Annotated in this window: 14 protein-coding genes and 3 pseudogenes; 4 read left to right on the top strand and 13 right to left on the bottom strand. The window is 63.1% G+C overall.

All coding sequences use genetic code 11. The annotated features are described in order from the left end of the window. Positions 1-497 precede the first annotated feature (497 nt). The 5 genes from B0G81_RS16995 to B0G81_RS16975 are packed head-to-tail and all read right to left on the bottom strand — an operon-like array spanning position 498 to position 6743. Complete coding sequence (locus B0G81_RS16995; protein ID WP_134137750.1) at positions 498-2141, bottom strand: GMC family oxidoreductase; 1644 nt, start codon at positions 2139-2141, stop codon at positions 498-500. Then, positions 2131-2796 carry a gluconate 2-dehydrogenase subunit 3 family protein gene (locus tag B0G81_RS16990; RefSeq protein ID WP_106286248.1) on the bottom strand — a complete coding sequence of 222 codons (666 nt, stop codon included), beginning with the start codon at positions 2794-2796 and terminating at the stop codon, positions 2131-2133. The genes B0G81_RS16995 and B0G81_RS16990 overlap by 11 nt, the downstream gene beginning before the upstream one ends. Next, positions 2793-3776, bottom strand: coding sequence for a hypothetical protein (locus B0G81_RS16985; RefSeq protein ID WP_134137749.1), 984 nt, complete (start codon positions 3774-3776; stop codon positions 2793-2795). The genes B0G81_RS16990 and B0G81_RS16985 overlap by 4 nt, the downstream gene beginning before the upstream one ends. A 13-nt stretch (positions 3777-3789) precedes the next feature. Continuing rightward, positions 3790-4914: an enolase C-terminal domain-like protein gene (locus B0G81_RS16980; RefSeq protein ID WP_121311381.1), complete on the bottom strand. Its 1125-nt coding sequence runs from the start codon at positions 4912-4914 to the stop codon at positions 3790-3792. After that, entirely contained in the window at positions 4911-6743 is a 1833-nt protein-coding gene (locus B0G81_RS16975; protein WP_121311382.1) for a thiamine pyrophosphate-requiring protein, read from the bottom strand. The genes B0G81_RS16980 and B0G81_RS16975 overlap by 4 nt, the downstream gene beginning before the upstream one ends. A gap of 237 nt (positions 6744-6980) precedes the next feature. Here B0G81_RS16975 and B0G81_RS16970 point away from each other — a divergent pair. Both B0G81_RS16970 and B0G81_RS16965 read left to right on the top strand, forming a co-directional pair. Next, positions 6981-7979, top strand: a pseudogene (locus B0G81_RS16970) (SDR family oxidoreductase). A gap of 21 nt (positions 7980-8000) precedes the next feature. Next, positions 8001-9788: a glycoside hydrolase family 15 protein gene (locus B0G81_RS16965; RefSeq protein WP_134137748.1), complete on the top strand. Its 1788-nt coding sequence runs from the start codon at positions 8001-8003 to the stop codon at positions 9786-9788. Here the strand turns inward: B0G81_RS16965 and B0G81_RS16960 are convergent. From B0G81_RS16960 to B0G81_RS16925, 8 genes and pseudogenes are all read right to left on the bottom strand, one after another. Beyond that, positions 9754-10764, bottom strand: a complete 1011-nt coding sequence (locus B0G81_RS16960; protein WP_134137747.1) for a UDP-glucuronic acid decarboxylase family protein — start codon at positions 10762-10764, stop codon at positions 9754-9756. The genes B0G81_RS16965 and B0G81_RS16960 overlap by 35 nt on opposite strands. A 38-nt stretch (positions 10765-10802) precedes the next feature. After that, positions 10803-11759: a glycosyltransferase family 4 protein gene (locus tag B0G81_RS16955; RefSeq protein ID WP_121311386.1), complete on the bottom strand. Its 957-nt coding sequence runs from the start codon at positions 11757-11759 to the stop codon at positions 10803-10805. Next, positions 11749-12882 (bottom strand): glycosyltransferase family 9 protein, encoded by a 1134-nt coding sequence (locus B0G81_RS16950; protein ID WP_134137746.1) that lies wholly within the window; start codon positions 12880-12882, stop codon positions 11749-11751. Before B0G81_RS16950 ends, B0G81_RS16955 begins: the two co-directional genes overlap by 11 nt. Beyond that, the gene (locus tag B0G81_RS16945; RefSeq protein ID WP_243856776.1) at positions 12879-13808 is read right to left on the bottom strand and encodes a glycosyltransferase; all 930 of its coding nucleotides are present in this window, start codon (positions 13806-13808) and stop codon (positions 12879-12881) included. Before B0G81_RS16945 ends, B0G81_RS16950 begins: the two co-directional genes overlap by 4 nt. 152 nt (positions 13809-13960) lie before the next feature. After that, entirely contained in the window at positions 13961-15706 is a 1746-nt protein-coding gene (locus B0G81_RS16940; RefSeq protein ID WP_134137744.1) for a carbamoyltransferase C-terminal domain-containing protein, read from the bottom strand. Between the two features lie 25 nt (positions 15707-15731). Then, positions 15732-16967, bottom strand: a complete 1236-nt coding sequence (gene waaF / locus B0G81_RS16935) for a lipopolysaccharide heptosyltransferase II (protein WP_134137743.1) — start codon at positions 16965-16967, stop codon at positions 15732-15734. Further along, positions 16967-17598: pseudogene (locus B0G81_RS16930) on the bottom strand (HAD-IIIA family hydrolase). The gene waaF and the pseudogene B0G81_RS16930 overlap by 1 nt, the downstream one beginning before the upstream one ends. A 131-nt stretch (positions 17599-17729) precedes the next feature. Next, positions 17730-19025, bottom strand: a complete 1296-nt coding sequence (locus tag B0G81_RS16925; RefSeq protein ID WP_134137741.1) for a glycosyltransferase family 1 protein — start codon at positions 19023-19025, stop codon at positions 17730-17732. 434 nt (positions 19026-19459) lie between these two features. Between B0G81_RS16925 and B0G81_RS16920 the strand changes: the two genes are divergently transcribed. Then, a complete protein-coding gene (locus tag B0G81_RS16920; protein ID WP_243856775.1) occupies positions 19460-22153 on the top strand; it encodes an ABC transporter transmembrane domain-containing protein in 2694 nt (897 codons plus the stop codon). 360 nt (positions 22154-22513) lie between these two features. Next, a pseudogene (locus tag B0G81_RS16915) lies at positions 22514-23276 on the top strand (NmrA family NAD(P)-binding protein). The last annotated feature ends 414 nt before the right edge of the window (positions 23277-23690 follow it).

Below are 23690 nucleotides of genomic sequence, written 5' to 3'. Positions count from 1 at the left end.
TCGGCAGGCGGCTGGATGCGAAAAAAATGCCCACCTCGCTGGGTGGGCGGCGCGCATGCGAACCACGCAAATCCGGTGCGGTAGAACCTGCGCACCGTCCCCAACTTTTAAGCTCGTTTCGAAAGTCCCGCCTGCCAGGCCGAGTTGCCGCGCCAGGCAATCAGTGATTCAAAGCAGACCGAACGACTTGCGATTAACTGCCTGTCCGCAACCGCTGTTCCCGGCACCCGCCAAATGTCTGATTGGATTCGGAACGCTACGACTGAAGACCGGAAATACCGGTTGCATGAGCGGATACGTACTGTCCCATCTGCAAAGCAGGCCGAATCATATGTAAACCGATCCCACTATCGTGAACTGGTTGTCGGTGTCGGACATGTATCAACTCCCCGTCTCGGCGGGTGGCTGCTGTGGGCGTCGCGAAGCGACGCACGCATCACACCGGCAATCGAGCAACGGGTATTCCTGGCGTAAACCAGCGCGCCGTCGGCCACTTCCTAGAGTTCGCCGCGCGCAGCGAGTTCGACGATACGGTCGGCGGTCCGGCAGGCTATGGCCTGGATGGTCAGCGAAGGATTCACGCCGCCCACGGTCGGAAACACTGAACCGTCGCAGACCCACAAGTTCGGGATATCCCAACTGCGGCAGTCGGCGTTGACCACGCTCGTCGACGGATGCGCGCCCATGCGCGCCGTGCCGTTGAGGTGGCACGTGTCATCGGTTTCGCGCCAGATGTCGATGCCGCCAGCTGCCGCGAGCGCCTGTTCCATGAAGTTCAGCGAGTGCGTGATCAGCCGCTTGTCGTTGTCGCACATCGAATACGTCACGCGCGCGACGGGCAGACCGTACTGGTCTTTCTCATCGGCGAGCGTTACGCAGTTGCGTTCCTGCGGCAACATCTCGCCGACTATCTTCAGACCGGCCTGATGGTTATACTTTTGCATCTCGCGGGTCAGTGCATCGCCCCACAAACCGCGCCCGTTCTGCACGCTCGCCCAGGCAACGGGCAGCGGCCCCTGGCTCATATACGAGTAACCGCCGAAGAAGTCTTTACCCGTGTCCTTGTAGTTCCAGTGTTCGGTAATGGCGAGCGAAGGCGGTCCCTTGTACCAGCGGATTTCTTCGTCGAAGGTGCCGTAGACGGCCTGATTCGACTGCGCCATCAGGTTCTTGCCGACAAGCCCCGAGCTATTCGCGAGACCGTCCGGATAGCGTCCATTCGCCGACATCAGCAACAGGCGCGGTGTTTCGATCGCGTAGCCCGCCACCACCACGTTTTTCGCGCGCTGGAATTGCCAGCGTCCTTCGCGCAGATATTCGACGCCGGTAACCAGGCCCGCGTCGTTGGTGGCAATGCGGCCCACGATTGCCAGATCGCGTATCTCGGCGCCGGCGTTCACCGCGCGTGGAATCCACGTGACGAGCGCGCTTTGCTTGGCATTGGTCGCGCATCCCGACGTGCAGAATCCGCGATAGACGCAGGGATGGGCCTTCCCACGCGGCGCGGATAGTGTTGCGAGCGGCGTCGCGGTCCAGTCGATACCCAGCGCCTCCGCGCCGCGCGCGAGCACGAGCGCCGCGGCATTCAGTTCGTGCTCGCGATAAGGGTAGCGCGGGCGCTTCGGGCCCCACGGATAGTTGACCGGCCCGGAAATCTTCAATGCGTCTTCCACCTGCGCGTAATAGCGCCACATCTCGTGCCAGTCGAGCGGCCAGTCGGCGCCATAACCGAGCACGCTGCGCGACTTGAACCACTCCGGTCGAAAGCGCAGCGACACCATTGCAAAGTGCACCGTGCTGCCGCCAACCGCTTTGCCGCTGTTGTTATTGCCGAGCTTGAGCGGGTTTTCGCCGTCGCAGATGCGCTCGTCGGTCCAGTAGAGCTTGGACTGGTGGTGTTCGTCAGAGGCGAATTCTTCGAGTGGGCGCCACCACGCGCCGGCATCGAATGCGACGACGCTAAAGCCCTGTTCCGCCAGCCGGCAGGCGAGCGCGCCGCCGCCCGCGCCGGTGCCGACAATCGCGAAATCGACTTCCTCGCCGTTCGGATATTCGCGCATGGGTATCCAGCCGCCGCGCTCGAACACATCGGGAGCGCGCCCGTTCGTGCCACGTGGATGATGTTGCGCTTCATCGAGCACGCTGGTTCTCCTTACGGGCTTTGTCCGTGTCGCCGGGTTTGGCCTCGGCGGCCTCCCACGGGTCGCGGCGGTCGTAGTAAAGGCGCACGTAGCCCCGCGGATTCGCCGGCCCGCCAAAGCCCATTTCGCTCCACGCGTGGGGGTGTGCGTAGTACATGCCGCAGATATCGTGCAGCAGACGTTCGGCGAAGAACACGGCGGCGGGCATGCCGTTCCACGCGTCGCCGGTCAGCTCGCCGCGTTGCATCGAGTCGAGCAGTGCGTGCTGACCCGGCTTGTCGAGGCTGCCGAACGGCAGACCGTGACGCGCGCGGCTTTCCACATCGAGCGCGGCAAGGCCCGTGCGCCACGCCTGCTGCAGCGGCGGCAGACGTGCGTCGCGATACCCGTCGCCGGTATTTTGCGCGAGCTTTGCATCGAGCAGCTGCGCAAGCGGCACCACCGGCTGCGCATTCGCCTGCGGCACGATGCACGCGCACACGGCGCACACCGCCAGCCATTCGACGGCGTTAAAGAAATGCGGCTCGGCGGGCGTGGCGAGCCGCTGCGCGATCACTGCGCGAGTGGCCTCGTCCCACGACGGCGTGTCGCGTTTGTCGAGCACGTCGTAGCCCGGATAGCGGGTGGCTCTCTTCGCGTGCCTGGTATCGTTCATGTTTCGCTCTCCCTCAAACGCAAAGCGGCGAGACCGGCCAGTGCCAAGGCCGAGAAGCTGGGTGGCGCGGGCAACGGCGGTCCGCTGAAGATGTTCTGGCTCCAGTTGCGCCAGCCGCCTTGCCGGCGCGCGATGCCGCGCGCGTGAAAGCCCGCGCCGACGAAACCGAGCGCCGTGGTAGCGCGCAACCAGAAGCGTGTGAACCAGCGCTCGCGCGGCACGGCGAGCGCGGCCTGGGCAAGCAGCACGGCGGCGAGTGGCGGCACCGAGACGGGTGCATACATTGCGCGATGCTGGAACGCGCCGCGAAAATGCAGCAGCGCGGCCTCACCCGCTGTGCCGATCAACCCCGCGCTGACCATCAGACCAAGCGCGCGCCCGGCCTGCATGCCGAACAATTGCGGATCGTGCGTCGGCTCGTCGCGCAGTTGTTCCGCCACCGCGCCCAGCGCGCCGGAGAGCAACAGCGCCATTGGCGCACCTAGCGGCGCGGCATGAAAGAGGTTGTTCCAGCTCCAGCCGCCGGGCCGCTTCGTCACGTTGTAAAGATGAAAACCGGTACCTGCTATGCCTGCGGCGGCGGCCGCCAGATAGATGGCATGACGCACCTGATGAGTCTGCTGCCGGTGATCGCGGCCGCCATGCAGACCGGCCAGCAAGGACAGCGTGCCGGAGACGAGCGGCGTGAACATCGCCGGATTGTCGAACGATCCGCGATAGTGCTCCATGGCGCTGTCGGCGAGCACCGAGAGCGCGAGCAGCGCGGAACTGTGATTGAAACGCTGAGCAGCGGCGATATGCGCTCGAACACGCGGTGTCCGCAGCGCGGGCGATCGGACGGGTCTCGCGAACGCGTCCCTGATTGCACCGATCTCCTGCGTGCCAGCCGTTTCGTGCTTCGCCGGACGCAACGCCAGCGCCGCCACGGCGGTCACGCCGGCGACCGCGTACAGCAGGCCCGGAAGTCGTTGAGAGGTCATGCGTCGTTCCCCGCTATTTGATCTGGTACGAGGTTGCATCGCGGAGTTTGAACTCGAGGCCGCAACCGGGGCGCGTCAGGTCCGGCGCGATCGCACCGTTCGCCGCGCGCGGTGCGCCGTCGAACAGCAGCGATTCGATCCGCACGTGATCGTGAAACCACTCCTGATGACGCAGACGCGGCACCGCGCACGCAACGTGCAGATGCAGCGCAGGCGCGCAGTGCGCCGACAGCGGCACATGAAACGCGTCGCAAAGCGCCGCAGCCTGCATGAAGCCGGTGATCCCGCCGCAACGGCTCACGTCGGCCTGCAGGACATCCACGGCTTGCGAGCTGAGCAGATGCCGGAAATCGTCGAGCGTGTAGCCGTATTCGCCGGCGGCGATCTCCATGCCGGGCGGCGCGTGTTCGCGCACGAAGCGCAGACCAGATCGGTCGTCCGAGGAAACCGGTTCTTCGAACCATTGCACCTGCTGGTCGATACAGCGCCGCGCCCAAAGCAAAGCGGTTTGCGGCGTGAACGCGCCGTTGGCGTCGACGAACAGGCCGGCATCGCCGATCGCCGCGCGCGCTGTTTGCACGCGCGCGGGGTCTTTATCCGGCTCGCTGCCGATCTTGATCTTCACCCAGCGGCAGCCGTCGCGCTCCACCCAGCCGCCTAGCTGCTCGCGTATCTGCTTATCGCTGTAGGTCGTGAAGCCGCCGCTGCCGTATATCGGCACCGACTCGCGCGCGGCGCCGAGCAGGCGCACGAGCGGCACGTCGAGCAGTTTCGCCTTGAGGTCCCACAGTGCGCAGTCCACCGCAGAGATAGCCGTGGCGGCGAGACCCGAGCGGCCGAGGTTGCGCACCTGGCGCTGCATGCGGTCCCAGATCGCGCGGATGTCCCACGCGTCGCGCTGCAAGATGCATTCGCCGAGCGTGTCGCAAATCAGGCCGGTCACACTTTTATCGCTATACGTATAGCCGATTCCGCTTTGGCCGGCCGCATCCACTTCCACGACGACAAGTGTGGTCGCGTTCCATTCGAACGTGCCGTCGGCTTCCGGCGCATCGGTCGGAATACGGTAAGCATGCGCGCGCACGGCGGTAATCGGCGCATGCAGCGCGCCCGTCTGCGGTGGGGCGCGCCTGGTCATTTGCCGTGATGACCGGGCAACACGGCGCCGAGCACCTGCTTCGCCGTTTCCACGATCACGTTGCCTTCGTTCGGATCGCCCTTCATCAGCGTCGAGGCAAATGCCTTGGCCTGCCCGAGCGTGATATGCGGTGGCAACGGTGCGATGTTTGGATCGGCCTTGACTTCGATCACGACGGGGCGGTCCGAGGCCAGCGCCTGGTCCCATGCGGCGCCCATCTGTTCTTCGTTGTCGACGTAGATGCCTTTCAGGCCGATTAACTCCGCGAACTTGTGATACGGCACCGACGGAATATCCTGCGACGCCTCGTATTTCGGGTCGCCTTCCATGACACGCTGCTCCCAGGTGACCTGATTGAGATCGCAGTTGTTCAGCACCATGCAGATCCAGCGTGGATCGGCCCAGTCTTTCCAGTACTTCGATACGGTGATCAGCTCCGCCATGTTGTTCATCTGCATCGCGCCGTCGCCGACCAGCGCGATCACCGGACGCTCGGAAAACGCAAATTTGGCGGCAATAGCATATGGAACGGCCGCACCCATCGATGCGAGTCCACCCGACAGCGAGCACATCATGCCGCGCTGCACCTTGAGGTCGCGCGCGTACCAGTTCGCGCAGGAACCCGAATCGCTCGTGACAATGGCGTTCGCGGGAATGCGTTTGGACAGTTCCCAAACGGTGCGCTGCGGATTGACTGCGTCTTTGCCCGCCACGTGTGCGCGCTTATCGAGCGTTTTCCACCAGTCGGCGGTCCAGCCTTCAATCTTCTTACGCCACGTGCGATCCTTCTTTTCTTCGAGCAGCGGCAGCAGCGCGCGGAGCGTTTCCGCACTGTCGCCGACGAGATTCACTTCCATCGGATAGCGCAGGCTCAGCATGTCGGCCTTCACATCGATCTGCACGCCCCGCGCTTCGCCTTCTTTTGGCAAGAACTCCGAGTAGGGGAAACCCGAGCCGATCATCAGCAGTGTGTCGCATTCCATCATGAGGTCGTAACTCGGCTTGGTGCCGAGCAGACCGATCGAGCCGGTGACCCACGGCAGATCGTCGGGCAGCACGGCCTTGCCGAGCAACGCCTTGGCGACACCCGCTCCGAGTTTTTCGGCGACGGCGATGACTTCGTCCGTGGCATGAAGCGCGCCCGCTCCGACGAGTATCGCCACCTTCTTGCCAGCGTTGAGCACGTTCGCGGCTTGCTGTAGATCGTCCGGGAAAGGCACGATGCGCGGCGCGCGATAGCCAACGCCCGAATGAAGCGTGCCGTGTTTGCGCGCGGGCGCTTCATAAGGGGCGTCCTGCAAGTCGTTAGGCAGGATCATCGCTGTTACTTTGCGTTCCGAAAGCGCGGTGCGCACGGCGCGGTCCACGATATGACGCACCTGCGCGGGCACCGAAGCCTGTTCGACGAATGCGCCGGCGACGTCCTTGAACAACGAAAGCAGGTCGAGTTCCTGCTGATAGTGACCGCCCAGCGCAGCCCGTGCCTGCTGGCCCGCAATGGCGAGCACCGGCATATGATCCATTCGTGCGTCATAAAGTCCGGTAATCAGATGCGACGCACCTGGACCTGAGGTGGCAATGCACACGCCCAGCTCGCCAGTGAATTTTGCATGCGCGGATGCCATGAAGGCTGCCATTTCTTCATGGCGGACCTGAATGAATTCGATGGGCTGCGTCGGATTGCCTGACTTCGATTTTTTCGCCTCTGATTGTGCGCGGTTGAGTGCGCCGAATACGCCGTTGATGCCGTCGCCGGGATAGCCATAAATGCGGCGGACGCCCCACGCATGCAATCGTTCAATGATGAAATCGCCGACAGTTTGTGCCATGGACTGCTCCTGAAAAAGTCCTCTTTGCAGTGTCCAGCCGCAAACGCCGTACCGCTGTCTTTCAGTCGGTAATGCTGAACTGCTCCTCGCTCTCCTCCTATAAGCCAGCGTTATCAACGTGAGCGAGACGCGAACGGATAGCCGAGCGAGGTCCGCTTATTGCTGACGCCTCGGAAGTGGAGCAGGTCTTCAACGCGTGTGGAGTTGCTCGCACGCTGAACCGATGGAGATAACGGCATGAGCAAGGTCGCGGTCATTACCGGCGCTAGCGCGGGCGTCGGGCGAGCCGCTGTCGAGGAATTTGCGCGGCATGGATACGATGTGGGGCTCCTCGCGCGCGACGCCGCCCGTCTGGAACGCGCCGCCGCCGAACTGCAAACGGCCTATGGCGTGCGTGCGCTCGACATTCCCACTGACGTGGCCGATTCGGCAGCAGTGGCGTCTGCGGCTGCCCGCGTCGAACAGGAACTCGGACCGATCGACGTGTGGGTCAACGTTGCGATGGCGACGGTCTTTGCACCGGTGTCGGCGCTCACCGCGCGAGAGTTCGAACGCGGCACACAGGTCACGTATCTGGGCCAGGTGCATGGCACGATGGCGGCGCTCGCGCGCATGCGCATTCGAAATCGCGGCACCATTGTGAATGTCGGCTCCGCGCTCGGTTACCGATCCGTGCCGCTCCAGTCCATTTACTGCGGTGCGAAATTCGCCGTGCGTGGCTTTACCGACGCGTTGCGCTCCGAAATCATCCACGACCGGCTGAACGTTCATCTGACCATGGTCGATTTGCCCGCCGTCAATACGCCGCAATTCGACTGGGCGCTCAACAAGATGGGACGAAAAGCCCAGCCCGTTGCGCCGATTTTCCAGCCGGAAGTGGCGGCGCGCGCGATCTTCTTCGCGGCGACGCATCGCCGCAGGCAAGTCTGGGTAGGGTTCTCCACGGTCAAGGCGATTCTTGCGAACCGGATTGCGCCGGGATGGATCGACAAATATCTGGCGAAGGCAGGCTACGACGGCTAGCTTACCGATGAGCTGTTGGAACCGGATACGCCGGGCAATCTGTTCGATCCGATACCGGGCGCTTACGGCGCACATGGCCGCTTCGACAGTCAGTCGAGAGCAACCAGTTGGGAAATGCTGACGAGTCGGCATCGCAACGCCTTCTGGGCGCTGGCCGGCATCGGTGTCGTGAGTGGCCTGAGTTTCCTGGCGAGCAGAAAGAGAAGAACATGAAACCTTTGCAAGGCGGGAAATGTGAGCCGGCCGATTGAAGATTATGCACTGCTGGGCGATGGCGACACAGCCGCATTGCTGAGCAGGGACGGCACTATCGACTGGCTCTGCTGGCCGCGGTTTGACGGCGACGCCTGCTTTGCCTCCCTGCTCGGCAAGGAAGAACACGGGCAATGGTCTCTCGCGCCGGCTCAGGCGCCCGGCGCGGTGCTGGCGCGCAGTCGTCGGTATCAGGACGACACGCTTGTCATGGAAACCGACTTGTGCACGGCGAGCGGCGAAGTGCGAATCATCGATTTCATGCCTGTAAATAAGGCGTTTTCTTCGATCGTACGCATCGTCGTTGGGCTGAGTGGGAGCGTGGCCATGCGCAGTTGCGTGCGCTTGCGCTTCGACTACGGCGCGCTTGCGCCGTGGCTCGAAATGTCCGGCGACGATGTCATCGCCAAGGTCGGGCCCGATCTGGTGGTTTTGCGCGCGCCCGTAAAGCTTCGCATAGAAGGAGAGTCGGTCGAGGCGCGATTCAACGTAACGGCAGAGCAGCGCATAGCGTTCGTCATGAGCTACGGGCAATCGCACGAGCCGCTTCCAGCATCGATCGACGCGGAAGCGGCGCTCACTTCGACGCAACGTTTCTGGCGCGACTGGATCGGCCGCTTCGACGACGGCAAGACGCACTGGCCGCGTCAGGTTCGCCGCTCGCTGATCACGTTGAAGGCGCTGATTCATCGGCACAGCGGTGCGCTCGTTGCCGCGCCGACCACCTCGTTGCCCGAAGCGCCCGGCGGCGAGATGAACTGGGACTACCGTTACTGCTGGCTGCGCGATGCGAGTTTCACGATGACCGCGTTGCTCAACGCCGGCTATCACGAAGAGGCGCAGGACTGGCGGGACTGGCTGTTACGCGCGATTGCGGGCTCGCCGGACAAAATGCGGATCATGTATCGGGTGGATGGCGGACGCCGTTTGCCGGAACGGAGCGTGAACTCGTTGCCCGGTTACCGTTTCGCCACGCCGGTGCGTATCGGCAATGCCGCTTCCAGCCAGCATCAGCTAGACGTGTACGGCGAGGTAATCGAGTGTCTCGATCTGGCTAGTCGCGGCGGGCTTGCACCGTGTGAGCAGGAATTCGTCGTGGAGTACAAGCTGATCGAGCACGTCGAATCGATCTGGCAGAACGCGGGCTCGGGCATGTGGGAGTCGCGCACAAAACCACGCCATTACACGTATTCGAAGGTGCTGGCATGGGTCGCCCTCGACCGCTTTGTCAAACGCCACGAAACGCGAGGCATGGTGAGCACGGCCATGGTGGAACGGATCAGCGCATTGCGCGACACCGTGCACGAGGAAATCTGCCGCGAGGCATGGAACGCGGGCCTGGGCACCTTCACCCAGCACTATGGAACCCATGCAATCGATGCAAGCATATTGCTGCTGCCGCTGGTCGGCTTTCTTCCCGTCGACGACCCGCGCATGGCGTCCACTATCGCCACCATCGAGCGCGAGTTGAGCGAGGGTGGCCTGATTCGCCGTAAGAAGCCCGTGACGGACGGACCGAACGAGGGCGTGTTCCTCGCATGCTCGTGCTGGATGGCGGAGTGCATGCAATTGCAAGGCCGCCAGCAGGATGCGCGGGCGCAGTTCGAACGGGTACTCGCTGTTGCCAACGACCTCGGCCTGCTCGCGGAAGAGTACGACGTACCGGGCCGCCACCTCGCAGGCAACTTCCCGCAGGCGCTCAGCCACCTTGCTCTCGTCAACGCGGCTCTTGCACTCAGTGGTCCGACGCTAAGGCGTGGCGATTACTAGCGTGTCCGAGTAAGGGCGCGGCGCCGGCTTCGATACGCGCGCGGAAATAGCGTGCGGTCAGCGCGAGGCCGTCGTCCAGCGACGTGCGTGGCTGCCAGCCGAGCAACTCGCGGGCACGTGTGATATCAGGCTGTCGATGCGACGGGTCGTCGGCGGGAAGAGGCCGCATTTCGAGCGGCGAATTTGAAGCAGTGATCGCCACGATGCGCTGCGCGATCTCGCGCATGCTGACTTCATGAGGATTGCCGAGGTTCACGGGTGCGTCGAGATCCTCTTCCGTGTTCATCAAGCGGATAAAGGCGTCGATCATGTCGTCCACGTAACAGAAAGAGCGCGTCTGCGAGCCGTCGCCGTAAAGCGTGATCGGTTCGCCCCGCAAGGCTTGCATCATGAAATTGGAGATCACGCGGCCATCGGCCGGATGCGTGCGTGGTCCGTACGTGTTGAAAATGCGCGCGATGCGGACCGACAGACCATGCTGGCGCCTGTAGTCCATGAACAGCGTCTCCGCACAACGTTTGCCTTCGTCGTAGCAGGAGCGCGGGCCGATCGGGTTAACATGACCCCAGTAGCCTTCGGGCTGTGGGTGCACGCGTGCATCGCCGTAGACTTCGCTCGTCGATGCCTGGAAGATTTTCGCCTTCACGCGTTTGGCGAGGCCGAGCAGATTGATCGCGCCGTGTACGCTGGTCTTCGTGGTCTGCACCGGATCGTGCTGGTAGTGAATCGGCGAAGCAGGGCACGCGAGGTTATAAATCTCATCGACTTCCACATAGAGCGGGAACGTCACGTCGTGGCGCATCAATTCGAAATTGGCGCAGTCGAGCAGATGCGCGATATTGTCCTTCGTTCCAGTGTAGAAGTTGTCGACGCACAGCACATCGTGGCCTTGCGTCACGAGCCGTTCACACAAATGCGAGCCGAGAAATCCGGCGCCACCGGTAACCAGAATCCGCTTGCGGGTCAATTCTTTCATAATGCGTGGTCCTTGCTTGAAGTGCGGTGGACGGCGAATCAAGCGGTTACCTGTAAGAGCGTGTCGTGCCAGTCCTGCGCGAAACGGTCGATATGAAAGCGCTCCAGTGCGGTGCGCCGCGCGCCTTCGCCAAGCCGCCGTGCTTCGGCGGGATTGCGCAGCAGCGAGGTCATGATATCCACCAGCGCGTCGACGTCGGTGTGAATAAAGCCGTTTTCGCCATTGCGTATCACCGTGGCGAGTTCGGTGGTGGCGAGACCGATAATGGGCATGCCGATCGTCATCGCCTCCACGATGGCAAGGCCAAGACTGGTCCAGCGAATCGGATTAAAGAAAAAACGGTAGCGCGCGCTGAATGCCGCCAGATCGAGATTGCCGATCTCGCCGATTCCACCCAGCCGCTCTGCGTCCATGCCCACGAGATCGAGCGGGACACGCGTACGCGCCTCGGTGAAAACGTCCGCGCCGAGCCGGCGCCCGCGCTGGGCGAGATGATTGACCACGACAATGCCGCGTTCGAGTTCGCCGTTGTAACGCACGTTATGGGGAACGACGACACCGTGCTCGATAACACGCGTGGGCGTAACGCCCGAGTCCCACATGAGCCGGTTGAAGTGCGTGACGTGAACCAGCAAAGTGTGAGGATCCTCGACCCAGTGCATTTGCTGGAAAGGGATCTCCTGCGGTGGATCGTGCTCGATATAGACGCGCGGCAGGCGCTGCTGCGCCGGGCTCAACAACTGCTCCCTGTCGGTTTCCCAATGGCTTTTGTGCTGATACAGCACCACGTCGAACTGCGCGTTGGCCACTTCGTCGGCACTGATCTCATGCACGTTGTCGTCCCACGGCAGTACGCCGACTTTGCCCGCGTAACCGGGCGGATTACCTGGCTTCGTTACGACATAAAAGTCGTGCGGCGTCTGGGTCAGGTAGTAAAGGTAGTTGCCGTGGACGTGCCACGTCAGAACGCGTAGCCGACGGCAGTTACGCGGCATGATGAATTTCCTCTGTGAGTCCGCCGTCTCCGTGCAACGCGTTGGGCGCACCCGGTTCGGCGCCCGGCGCGAGCGCGAGTTGGACGCGCGCGGTTTGCACGACCTGTTCGACGCTGATGTTCAAAGCGCACGGATGACCGTACGGGCATTCGCGAAACATGCAGGGGCGGCATGGCGGATAGTCGGCGAGTACGCGGTGCTGCGCGTGATCCGACGGCGCCCAGCGGCGCGTGTCGCTGCCCGACGCAATCACTACCGAAGCCGTCTTGCGCGCCGCGGCGATGTGGGAAATGCCGGTGTCGTTGCATACCACGAGGCGCGCCTGCGCGACCAGCGCCGCCAGTCCGCCGAGCGAGGTGGCGCCCGCCAGATGCAACGCCGGCGAAGTCATCGCGCCCAGCACCGCACTGGTCAGCGGCGCCTCGGCGGCCGTTCCGGTGATGGCGATCTGCCAGCCGTCGGCGGCTAGGTTGTCGGCGACGGCGGCGAAGCGTTCCGCCGGCCAGCGGCGCGAGGGCAACTGCGCGCCGGGGTGAACCAGCACGAGGCGCGTTGGTTCCACGCCGTGTGTCGCGGCGAGCGTGGCATATTCGTCGCGGTCCCGGTGGTTCAACGGAAACGCCAGCCGGCGCTCGCTTCCTGGCGCGCCCAGGGCTTCCATTAGCGCGAGATAGTGTTCGACTTCGGGCAGGTCGTCGGGCCAGCCGATGAAACTTCCGGACCGTTCCACTTCATCGGGTTGCACGAAGCCTGCTTGAGCCGTCGCGCCAAATTCGCGCAGCAGGTCGTTGGCGACACCGCCGCTGCCATGCAACTGAATCGCGAGGTCGAATCGCCGGGCGCGCATCTGTGCGAAAAAGTCCGGCAGACCGGCGTCTGTCTCCGGCTGTTCCGGAAAGCCCATTGCGCCAGGAAACACGATCAGTTCATCGACGAGCTCCACATAGCGCTCGACGAACGTTTGTGCCCATGGCAAGCCGATCAGCGCAATATGTGCGTGCGGCACCGCGCGGCGTAAGGCGCGCAACGCGGGGACGGCGCAAAGCATGTCACCGAGTTGCAGTGCGCGAAACACGACGATGCGGCGCGGCGCGAGCGCGCCCAGAAACGTGGGTGGATTCATGGAAAGAACACTTTGAAGCGGCAGGCGCCATAGAGCCGCCAGTAGATCGACAAGAACGGGATCGGAATCGACGTCCACGCCATTTCGAGAATGTGCCGCCAATTTCGATCGCGTCCGCGCAAACGCATTGCGCAGAAGTAACCGGTCAACCCAAGCCATACGATCAGCGCGACGAGCGCGACAGCATCGCGGCCCGTTAGCACGGCAACGTATGCAGTTAACACCGCGCAGAGGATTGCGTAGTACAACAGCGGCGGCGTCGCGCGAATGCGCGTTCTGAATAGCTGCGGATGCTTCTTGTAAAGCAATGCGTCGAACTGACTTTTCTTTTGCTGCGAAATGCTCACGCCCCAACGTGCAGGGCGTACCGGATGCACGACCAGCGCGTTGGCCGCCTTCACGATCTCGCCGCCCGCCTGCAACAGCATGAATTGCAGGTCGGAGTCTTCACGCCACGCGGACGTGAAGCGTTCGTCAAATCCGCCGGTCAGCACGAGATACTCGCGCGCCACGAAAGCGTTCGCTGTGGCGAACTCCGCGCGTTCGAGGCCGCTGGCGTCGGCTTCGTAGTCGGTCGGCAGGTCGGGCAAGGGCACGACGATTTTTCCCGATGCGGCTGCAGCGCCGTTTCCGAGCGCCGCGATGCCTGCGGTGAGCCAGTTCGGGTCCGGCAGGGTGTCGTCGTCGGTGAAGGCAATCAACGGCGAGCGTGCCCGCCGCCATCCGGCGTTACGCGCGCCGGCCGGGCCTTGAGTGCGTGTGACCGGAACGTAGTGCACCGCGAGTCCTCGCTCGGCCTGTGTCGCGGCGAAGCGCGCGACGCAAGCGTGCGTGGCGTCGTCGGGACCGTCGTCGCAGACAAAGATTTCGTACTGGTCCGCCGGGAGATTCTGCTTGCAGAGTGCGTCGAGGCACGTTGCGAGCATGTCAGGACGACGGTACGTCGGCACGACCACAGAGACGCGCCTTGCGGCAAACTGCGCAACTTGCTCCGCGACACTAGCCGAAGCCGCTCCGCACCCACCTGGCGAGGCGGCGCGCCCGGCGCCGTATTCCACCGAACCGGCAGTGGGCGAACTCATGCGGTGGCTCCCGCTTTTTCGACGAGAAACGGCCCGATCACGAGCGCGTCCAGCGGCGAAGTCCAGAACGACTCGACGGCATCGCGTGGAGAATTCACCATTGGCTCGCCGCGTGTATTGAATGAAGTATTGACGAGAATCGGCACCCCCGTGCGCTGTCTGAACGCATCGAGCAGGTCGTAATACAGCGGATGCTGCGAGCGGTTCACGGTTTGCACGCGCGCGGTGCCGTCCACGTGACGAACTGCCGGAATGCGTTCCGCCTTATCCGCGCGCACGTCGAACACGAACAGCATGAACGGCGCAACGCGCCCGTCCACGAACCATTCGTTTGCATGCTCTTCCATGACGACTGGCGCGACTGGGCGAAAGTCTTCGCGGTCCTTGATCTCGTTAAGCCTGGCCTGCATGCGCGAATCGACCGGCGAGGCGAGAATCGAGCGCGCGCCGAGCGCGCGAGGGCCGAATTCCGTTCGGCCCTGATACCAGCCGATCACCTTGCCGTCCGCGAGCAGGCTGGCGGTGTCGCCTGCAATGTCGTTCAAGCGCCGGTATGGGATTTTCGACCATGTCAGAAACTGTTCGATTTCCGCTTCGCTATATTCGGGTCCGAGGTACGCATGATCCATTTTCCAGTGACGCGTGCGGTCGCCGCGCGCGGCGCGCTCGCGATAGTCGGTCCATAGCGCGGCGCCCAACGCGGTGCCCGCGTCACCTGCCGCGGGTTGGACCCATACTTCGTCGAACGGTCCGGCGTTGCGCAACTTGGAGTTCATTACGCAGTTCAACGCCACACCGCCGGCCATGCTGAGTTTGCTCAAACCGGTTTGCCGGTGCAGCCAGTCCGCGAGTTGCAGCACCGTTTCTTCCAGCACGCGCTGCAACGAATGCGCGATGTCGAAGTGGCGCGGCTCGAGCGTTGCTCCGCGTTCGCGCGCGGGACCGAAGCGTTCGACAAGTCGCGGCGCTTCGACCGTATACGTTCCGTCACTGCGGTAGCGGACTATCTCGCGAAATACGTCGAGATAGTCCGGCTTGCCGTAAGAGGCGAGTGCCATCACCTTGTACTCATCCGAAGAATGCAGAAAGCCAAGCCAGTCCGTTACGGCCTCATAGAGCAACCCTAGCGAATGCGGCAACTCGACTTGCCTCAGCCGTTTGTATTCGCCGCCGACGAACTGCCCCATGCTCGTCGTTACGCCTTCGCCGCGACCGTCCATGGTGAGCACGGCCGTGTCGTCGAATGGTGCGGCGAGAAAGGCGCTGGCTTCGTGCGCGAGATGGTGATCGACGAAATGCCACTTGAAGCCCTTGTCGCGGTCCACGCCCTGAAAGCGCTTCTTCAGATGATGCGGCGCGCCGTCGAGCAACTGCGCCCGGGCGTTGGCAATATAGCTGAGAAACAGGGGGTCCCATGGCGACGCCGAAGGATCGCTAAGGCGCGTGCCGGCCGGATCGAAGGGCAGTTCGATAACGGCGCCTGGCCGGCTCGGCATCCCCCCGAACAGATTCGGGTCGTACGAGTAGGCCACGTGATCGAAGTCCGCGAGCGTGATGCCGGCGGTCTTCAGGCAATAGTCGATGGCGTCGAAGGGCAGTTTCCACGTCGAGAACGGCACGGGGCGTTTGGCATGTTTGACGTGCGTGAAACGCTCATCTTCGGCGGCGGCCAATACCACGCCGTCGCGCAACAAGGCGGCCGCACTATCGTGATAGACCGCGTTGATTCCGAGTGTGTACATGATGGCTCGCAATAAAGAAGGATTTTCAAGGGGCTAGAGATTGTTCGGCGGGCGGCGTCGCGCCGACGGTTGCTGTCGGAGCTTCGGATCGGAGAGTCTCTCCGCGCGCATTCGGCACGCCGCGCAATTCGAAGGCGGCCCTCGCGACTTCGGCGGGTGCGACGCCGAGCAGACAGGCGTGATGCTGCTGCGGATACACGCTGCGATAGCACCAGCGGCATTCGACATCGCGGAACAGCACGCGGTGCGGCGTTTGCCAGGGCGTGTGCTGGGGATTGGTGAGCGCGTAGAGATCGACCACGGGCGTCTTCAATGCGGAAGCCAGATGCACCGGCCCGCTGTTGTTCGAGACCAACACGCTGGCGAGCTCGATCAATGCCGAGAGTTCGCCGAGCGTGAGCGCGCCGCTCAGATCGTGGAGAAGGGCGCGCGCGCTTGGCGCGGCCGCCTGTATCACGGCGGCGACCAGTTCCCGTTCGCTCGAACTACCGGTAATCAGGACCGGCACGCCAGCTTCGCGAGCAAGCTGGGTTGCGACTTCGCCGAAGCGTTCCGGCGGATAGCGCCTCGATGCGGCGGTTGCGCCCGGATGCAGCACGATCCAGCCGTCTTCGCACGCCACGCCGCGCGCCGTAAGTTGCGCTTCGAGGGACCGGCGATCGGCGGTGTCGACGTGAAACCGCAGGTGTGTGTCCTGTGTTTGCGCGCCCACGTGGCGCACGAGATTGAGTTGCCGCTGCACCTCATGGCGCGTGCGTTGCTGCGGTTCCGGTTCGCGCAGCCAGTCCGTCAATAGCGCGTAGGGGTTTTCGCGGCAATGCGCGAGGCGTCGCGGAATGCCGGCCATATAGCAGAGCATTGCGGCGGGCAGGGGGCTTTGACTGTAGACCGTGAAAATCACCGCGGCGTCGAAGCCGCCGCCGCGCAGTCGTTCCTGCATGCGCTGGTCGTCCATCCACGTGTGGGTGGCGTCCATCGGACGATCCACCCACGGTGCGTCGTAGACGATCACGTCGTCCACATCGTCGAGAAACGGCGCGAGCGCAATGCCACTGCGCGATGCCAGCAAGGTGATATGACGGTCTGGACCGGACTGGCGCAGTGCGTGCAGCGCGGGCGTAGTCATCAGCACATCGCCGAGATTGTCGAGACGCACGCACAGAATGCGTTTGACCGCTTCTCCCCAGCTCGTAGCCGGCGGCGTGTCGATCACGCGTGCGTGCGAAAACGTTGGCGGCGGGAGCAGCATGGGGGCGTTCATCAGGCAAACTCCCTGCGCGGTAGCGCTCGTGCATTGCGGCTGCCGTCGCGTCCACTGTCGTTTTCATTTGCACTGTTCATGCCGTACACGACGATCCGCGCGGCTTCATACAGGTCGGTTGCGCGCGCGGTCGGCACTCGGAACTCGCCGGCCAGCCATTCTGTTTCGTTGCCGTTATCGAGCAATACGGTGCGGCAGCCCGCGCGGTTGCCCGCTTCGACGTCGTGAAGAATGTCGCCGATGAACCAGCTTCGCGCGAGGTCGAGCCGATGTTCGCGCGCAGCGCGCAACAACATGCCGGGCGAGGGCTTGCGGCAATCGCATGCGATTGCATACGGTGCCACGTTGCCGTGCGGATAATGCGGACACCAGTAAACGCCGCTCAGCGCAGCGCCGTTCTCGCCGAACAGGGCATGCAATCGCGCTTCGACGCCATCCAGTGCGGTAATGCCGAATCTGCCCAACGCGACGCCCACTTGATTGCTGACGACGAACAACGCAACAGGGTGCGCAGCGAGCAGGCGTAGCGCTTCGCGCGCTCCCGCGCGAGACGCATCCGCGAAGGGTCGACGTTGTACGGCACGTCGTCCAGCAGCGTGCCGTCTTTATCGAGGAATACCGCGGGTTGCATGATGGAGGTCCCAACAAGAAGCAAAGCGATTCCAAAGGACACCGTTGCGGGCGTCGTGAAGCCAGTTCAAACAGCGCGTGTGGTCCGCATGAGCACGCACGCATGCCTACGCATAAGCGCGCACGTCTGCACTAGCGCTGCACCGCGCCCGCTACCGCCCGTTTCGGTACCGCGATCTGCTCTGCCTCGGTTCGTGCGGGTACGAGGCACGCGGCCCTGGCGTAGATTGCAGCCAGCGAATTGCCGACCCCTCTCCATGTGAACTCCGCGTGCGCGCGTGCCAGTCCCGCTTCGCCCATGCGGCGCCCGAGGCCTGGATCGCGTCGCAATTGGTCCAGACGCTCCGCGAGCGCACCGGGATCGCGTGGCGGCACGAGAAAGCCGGTCACGCCGTCCGCGACCGAATAGCGAATGCCGCCCACATTCGCACCGATCACCGGCGTGCCGCACGCCATCGCCTCGACCGGGGTAATGCCGAAGGGCTCATACCAAGGCGTGGTGACGAATACGTCGGCGGCGCTGTAGAAGTAACGCAACTGCGCGCGGCCGCGCCGTCCAACGAAGGTGGTCTGCTGCTCCACGCCGCACTCCCGCGCAATGCCGTGCAGCCGCGCGATTTCCGGCGTGGCCAGTTCGTTCGGGGCGTCCGAGTTGCCACCGACCACGTAAAGCCTCGCGGACGCGCGGAACGCCTGCTTCAGTACGCCGACGCCGCGCACCACGTTGTCGATGCCTTTGCGCTGTACGAGCCGGCCGAGTTGCAACACGACGAATTCGTCCTTGCGCCAGCCCAGCGCGTCACGTGCGGTGGCGCGGTCCACGGGCCAGAATTCGTCGGCGTCGAAGCCGCATGGCACGATCTGAATACGCGAGCGGTCGGCGCGATAGTGTTCGACCAGATCGGCTTCGTCCTGGGGACATTCGGCCACGACGATATCGGAGCGTGCCACCAGTTCGTCTTCGATGGCGAAACGCTCGTCGGGGAAGCCGTCGGCGGCGCCCTGGTGAATACGGCGCACACGGCCAAGCGCATGGAAGGTAGTCACGAGCGGAATACCGAGCGCATCTTTGACCCGCAGCGCTGCCAGGCCGGACATAAAGAAGTTGGCGTGAATGACCTGATAAGGATCGCGTTCATGGCGGAAGAAGTCGATCAGAAACGCAGCGAACTCGTCCATGACCGGCAATAATTGCTCCTTGGGCAACTGCATCGGTGGCCCGGCCGGAACATGGATCACACGCACACCGTCCATGTCGGAGACGACCGGCAACAGTGCGCGGTCGCGTCGCGTGAAGACATCCACCTGGTGTCCCATAGCGACGAGTTCTCGCGCGACGTTGGCGACGTAGATGTTCTGCCCGCCGCTATCCACACCGCCGGCGACCGCGAGAGGGGAGGCGTGTTCACTGATAAGGGCGATTTTCATGACGTTCCTTGGCGAAGAAGCGATGACGATGGGAAGAGGCAGGCGGTTGAAGCGGACGCCGCATGCGGTGTGCCACTCCCTATTTTCTTTTTCGCGTTCGCATCGGCAAGGCGTTTGCTGAAGGAGTGAGCGCTGTGGCGCGCCCCAATTCGCCAGCGAGGGAGGCGCTGTAGCGTTCCCTGATTTACAAGGCTCCATGTAACGTTGGCGGCGAGAAATAACTTCACGCCGTGAGGTATTTGCCGGTGCCGCGCAGAAAATTCTTCGGATGTACTGCACGTGTGCCGTGTTTCCTGCCGTGCGGGATCGCGGCTTGCTGCGCACCGCTCTATGCGAAGCACGCTCACTTTTTTATCTTCGTGCGAGATCCTCCGGGGTCCGCATTCCTCACACGCCGCTACGCTCTCGCTTTTGCTTCGGTAGCGCGGCACTCCCTGCCCACATCCGACTCGCCGACATCTTCCCGTTCAGAACTGACTGGCCGCATTGCTTCCGATCTATCGCGCGCGATCTGGCGCTATCGCAAGCAAACCATACTCGCGCTCGTACTGATGCTCGCGGCGAAACTATCGGTCGTTTTGATTCCGCTCGTCCTCAAGCACATCGTCGACGAACTCGGTCATCCGTCTGCGCGGGCGCTATTTCCGGTTTTCCTGGTGCTGGCCTATGCATTACTGCGCTTTCTCGGCGATGCACTTAACGAAGCACGCGACGTAGCGTTCAGCATCGTTACGCAGCGCACGGTGGCCGCGTTTACTGAACGAACATTCGCGCATCTGCACCGGATGAGCGCGAGATTTCATGCACGGCGCGAGACCGGCGCGATTGTTCGGGACGTGCAGAAAGGGGCTGACGGTATCGGTTTTCTGCTAGGTGTCGCGTTGTTCACCATCGTGCCGACCGCCTTCGAGATCTCCGCTATCGTCTCGATCATGGTGCGCGGTTACGCGCGCGAATTCACGCTGGCGATCGCAGTCACCTTCGTAAGCTATGCCGTCTATACGTTTATCTTCACGCGCAGACGCGTCACGTTCCAGCGTGCGGTGAATCGCCTGGAGGCGCAGTCGGACGGACGTCTTGTCGATAGTTTGCTCAACTACGACACCGTCAAATATTTCGCGACTGAGGAAGTCGAAACACGCCGTTTGAGCGAGATACTGGAAAAATGGTTGCATGCGAGAACGGCGAACCAGCGCGCGTTGACCGCACTGCATGTGGGGCAAAGCGCGGTTATAGCGCTCGGCGTAGCGGTCATCATGCTGCTCGCCACGCAGTACGTCGTGGCCGGCGCCATGAGTGTCGGCGATCTGATTCTGGTCAACGCATACCTGATCCAGATCTGCATGCCTTTAAATACGCTCGGGTTCGTGTTTCGCGAGACCAACGACGCGATGGTCAACATAGAGCGCATGTTCGCGATTCTCGACACACGCGGCCAGGCTGGCGAAGATATCGACGAACCGTCGGCAGGGCCGCTGATCGTCAGCGCCGGGAAGATCGAATTCGAGCACGTGGATTTCGCCTACGAACCGGCGCGGCCTATATTGCGCGACGTCGATTTTCGTGCGTATGCCGGCAAAACGCTTGCGGTGGTGGGTGGCAGCCGATCGGGCAAGTCGACCATCGTGAAGCTGCCGTTCCGGCTGTATCGACCGGAACATGGTGCGATTCGCATCGACGGTCAGGACATTGCGAAAGTGACGCAGCAAAGCCTGCGCGAAGCGATTGGTATCGTGCCGCAAGATACGGTTCTGTTCAATGAGACGATTGCCTACAACATTGTGTACGGGCGGCCGACCGCCACGCGCGCCGATGTAGTGCACGCGGCGCGCGCCGCGCAACTGGACGAATTTATCGAGCGGTTGCCGGATCATTACGACACGCACGTCGGCGAACGGGGCGTACGCCTGTCAGGCGGCGAGCGCCAGCGCATCGCGATTGCTCGCGCCATTCTGAAGAAGCCGCGCATCATCGTGTTCGACGAGGCGACCTCGGCGCTGGACACACGTTCAGAGCGCGCGATCCAGACGGAGTTGACGCGTCTCGCGCGAGGCCGGACGTCGATCGTGATTGCGCATCGGCTTTCCACCGTGGTCGACGCCGACTGGATTCTGGTCATGGAGCATGGCCGCGTGGTCGAGCAGGGCACGCATCGCGAACTGCTTGCGCGCGACGGCGTGTACGCGAAGATGTGGTCGTTGCAATGGCAGCAGGGCGAACTCGAACACGCGCAGCGAAAGATGAGCGGGGAGTCGTTGGGCCTCGCCACCTTGGCGGCCGGCGTGATCGACGGATTGCATGATGAGATCACCGCGCGGCGCGTGACTGTATCCTCCGAACTGGGCGGCAACGACCTGCGTGTGACCGGCGACCTCGGTATCCTGCAACCGGTGATCGTGGAACTATGCCGCGCCGAAATCGTGCGGGCGTTGCCCGGCGCGCGCATTGCACTACGGGCCGAACGTTACGACAACTATGTCTGGCTCAGCGTGGAAGGGGCCGCAGACAAGCCGACCGAACTCACTGAGGCGGCGGCGCAACACGTGGAGGCCACGCTTGCGAGCGCGGGCGGCGGCTTTACGTTGATGCCGCTGCACGGGCGGCTCGCGTATGTGGCCATGTTGCCGCTTCATCCCGTGGCCGATACGCGGCCGCTTGCTGCGCAGTCATTGGGCGAAGGAGGCGCGGCGCCGTTTCGCGACCTGCTCATCATGGTTGTCGACGACCAGGAAGAAGCGCGCGATGCATTGGAAGCGGTGCTGAACGCAAACGGTGCGCGCGTGCAGCTTGCGTGGTCTGGCGCGCAGGCAATCGAGTGGTTAAGTGACACGCCAATAGATGAGTGGCCGCGACTGTTGCTGTGTGATATCGTGCTTGCCGGCGAAGACGGTTACGAAGTACTGCAGCAAATCCGGGCGCTCGAGAGCGAACGTTCGAGGGTGGATACCGCAGTGATGCCGGCAATCGCGCTGACCGGCTATGCGCAGGCCGACGACCGCGTGCGCGCACTGCAAGCGGGCTTTCAATCGCATTTGACAAAGCCGGTTACGCCGGAAAGATTGATTGCGGAAATTGCGCGTCTTACTGGAAACAAGCCGCTCGACGGCTCGGCCGACTCGCGCTCGTGAGCGTCGCGACACTGCTATTGCTCACGCGTAACGGACAGGCGGGCAAGGTCGCCCGCGCAACAAAGGCCATCTGCTCATGCGGCCCCTTGCGAGACGTGAGTTCCTGGGCTTCGCCGGTGCCGCGCTGGCTACAGGCAAATTTCGTCCCGATCTCGCGTTTGAGGCTACGACAGCGGCAGTAGGTTTCCGATCATTTTCCGTGCAGACTTTGATGGTTCTCCATACGTCGGTGGTCTTCAAGGACACTGTTCCATGCCAATTAATCATTAAATAAATGACATTAATGCTCTCGTGAAATTGATGGGAGACACCGAGAATGCTTGTCAGCGCGGCATGGGCCGTAATCGAGGAGCGACAAACATGTTTGCAATTACCGGTGTGACAGGGCAGGTTGGCGGCGCGGCGGCACGCGCATTATTGGACGCGGGGCATGCCGTGCGCGCCATACTGCGCGACGAGAGCAAGGCGCAACAGTGGGCGAAGCGCGGCGCCGACGTGACGATTGCCTCGTTCGAAGACCCCGACGAAGCAGGCGCTGACGGCGGCGCGGCCGGAACGCGTCGCGGCGTTGTCGTCGATTGGCGGGCAGCGCGAGTCCGGCCTCGGCCTGATTACGCAGGTGCATATTCTCGAGGCGGCGCTTGCCGGCCTGCCGGTTCCGACGGCGATCCTGCGGCCCGCGTGGTTCATGGAAAATTCGCTATGGGATATCGCCCCGGCCCGCGACACGGGTGCGATGCCGAGCTTTCTGCAACCACTCGAGCGCGCGTATCCGATGGTCGCCACCGCGGATATCGGCCGCGTGATCGCCGGCACGCTGACGCAGTCGTGGCAGGGCCGTCGCGTGATCGAGATTGAGGGCCCGCAGCGCTACACGCAGCATGAGATCGCCGCGCTGCTCGGCGGCGTGCTGGGGCGGTCGGTGAAGGCGCAGGCGGTGCCGCGCGATCAGTGGGAAGCGTTGTTCGAGACGCAAGGCACGGCGTGGCCGGCGCCGCGTATCGAGATGATCGATGGGTTCAACTCGGGGTGGATCGATTTCGAGGACGGGGTGAATGAGCGGGTGGTGGGGGCAACCGCTTATGAGACCGTGCTGGCGGAGTTGGTGGCGCGGGTGGGGTAGATCGCGACAGGCGGGGTGGCGAGCGCCGCGCCCCGCCACGGCGGCAACACTCAAAAAATCGACTGCCCCGTATAAGTCGTCAACCACTCCAGCGCTAGCACCCCTGCGCTAGCTAAAAATAAACTGCACTGAGCCCGATGGTGGGCTTTCGTTCGGGGCACGTGTGTTTGGTAGCACAGCGGGGCAGGCGCTGAATAAATCTGAAGGGAGGAAACCGCGGAGTGCACCGATGCAGTTGAAGCGTCGATGACTATGGCGATTGATGGGTCAGGAGGGGCTGCGGTATTGCAGGACATGCGGCCGGGCGTGATGCCGGATGGGCGGTGAGGCCACGGCGAAGCGATGCAATCGCTCCATTGTGATGGTGAAGCGGTCGTGCGAGGCCCTGCGCACGAAGACAGGCGCAACCGTCCG

Origin of the sequence: Paraburkholderia sp. BL6665CI2N2 (assembly GCF_004366535.1) — a bacterium.
GTDB lineage: Bacteria > Pseudomonadota > Gammaproteobacteria > Burkholderiales > Burkholderiaceae > Paraburkholderia.
The sequence above is the reverse complement of the archived record's forward strand: the minus strand, read 5'-3'. Positions and strand labels throughout refer to the sequence as shown.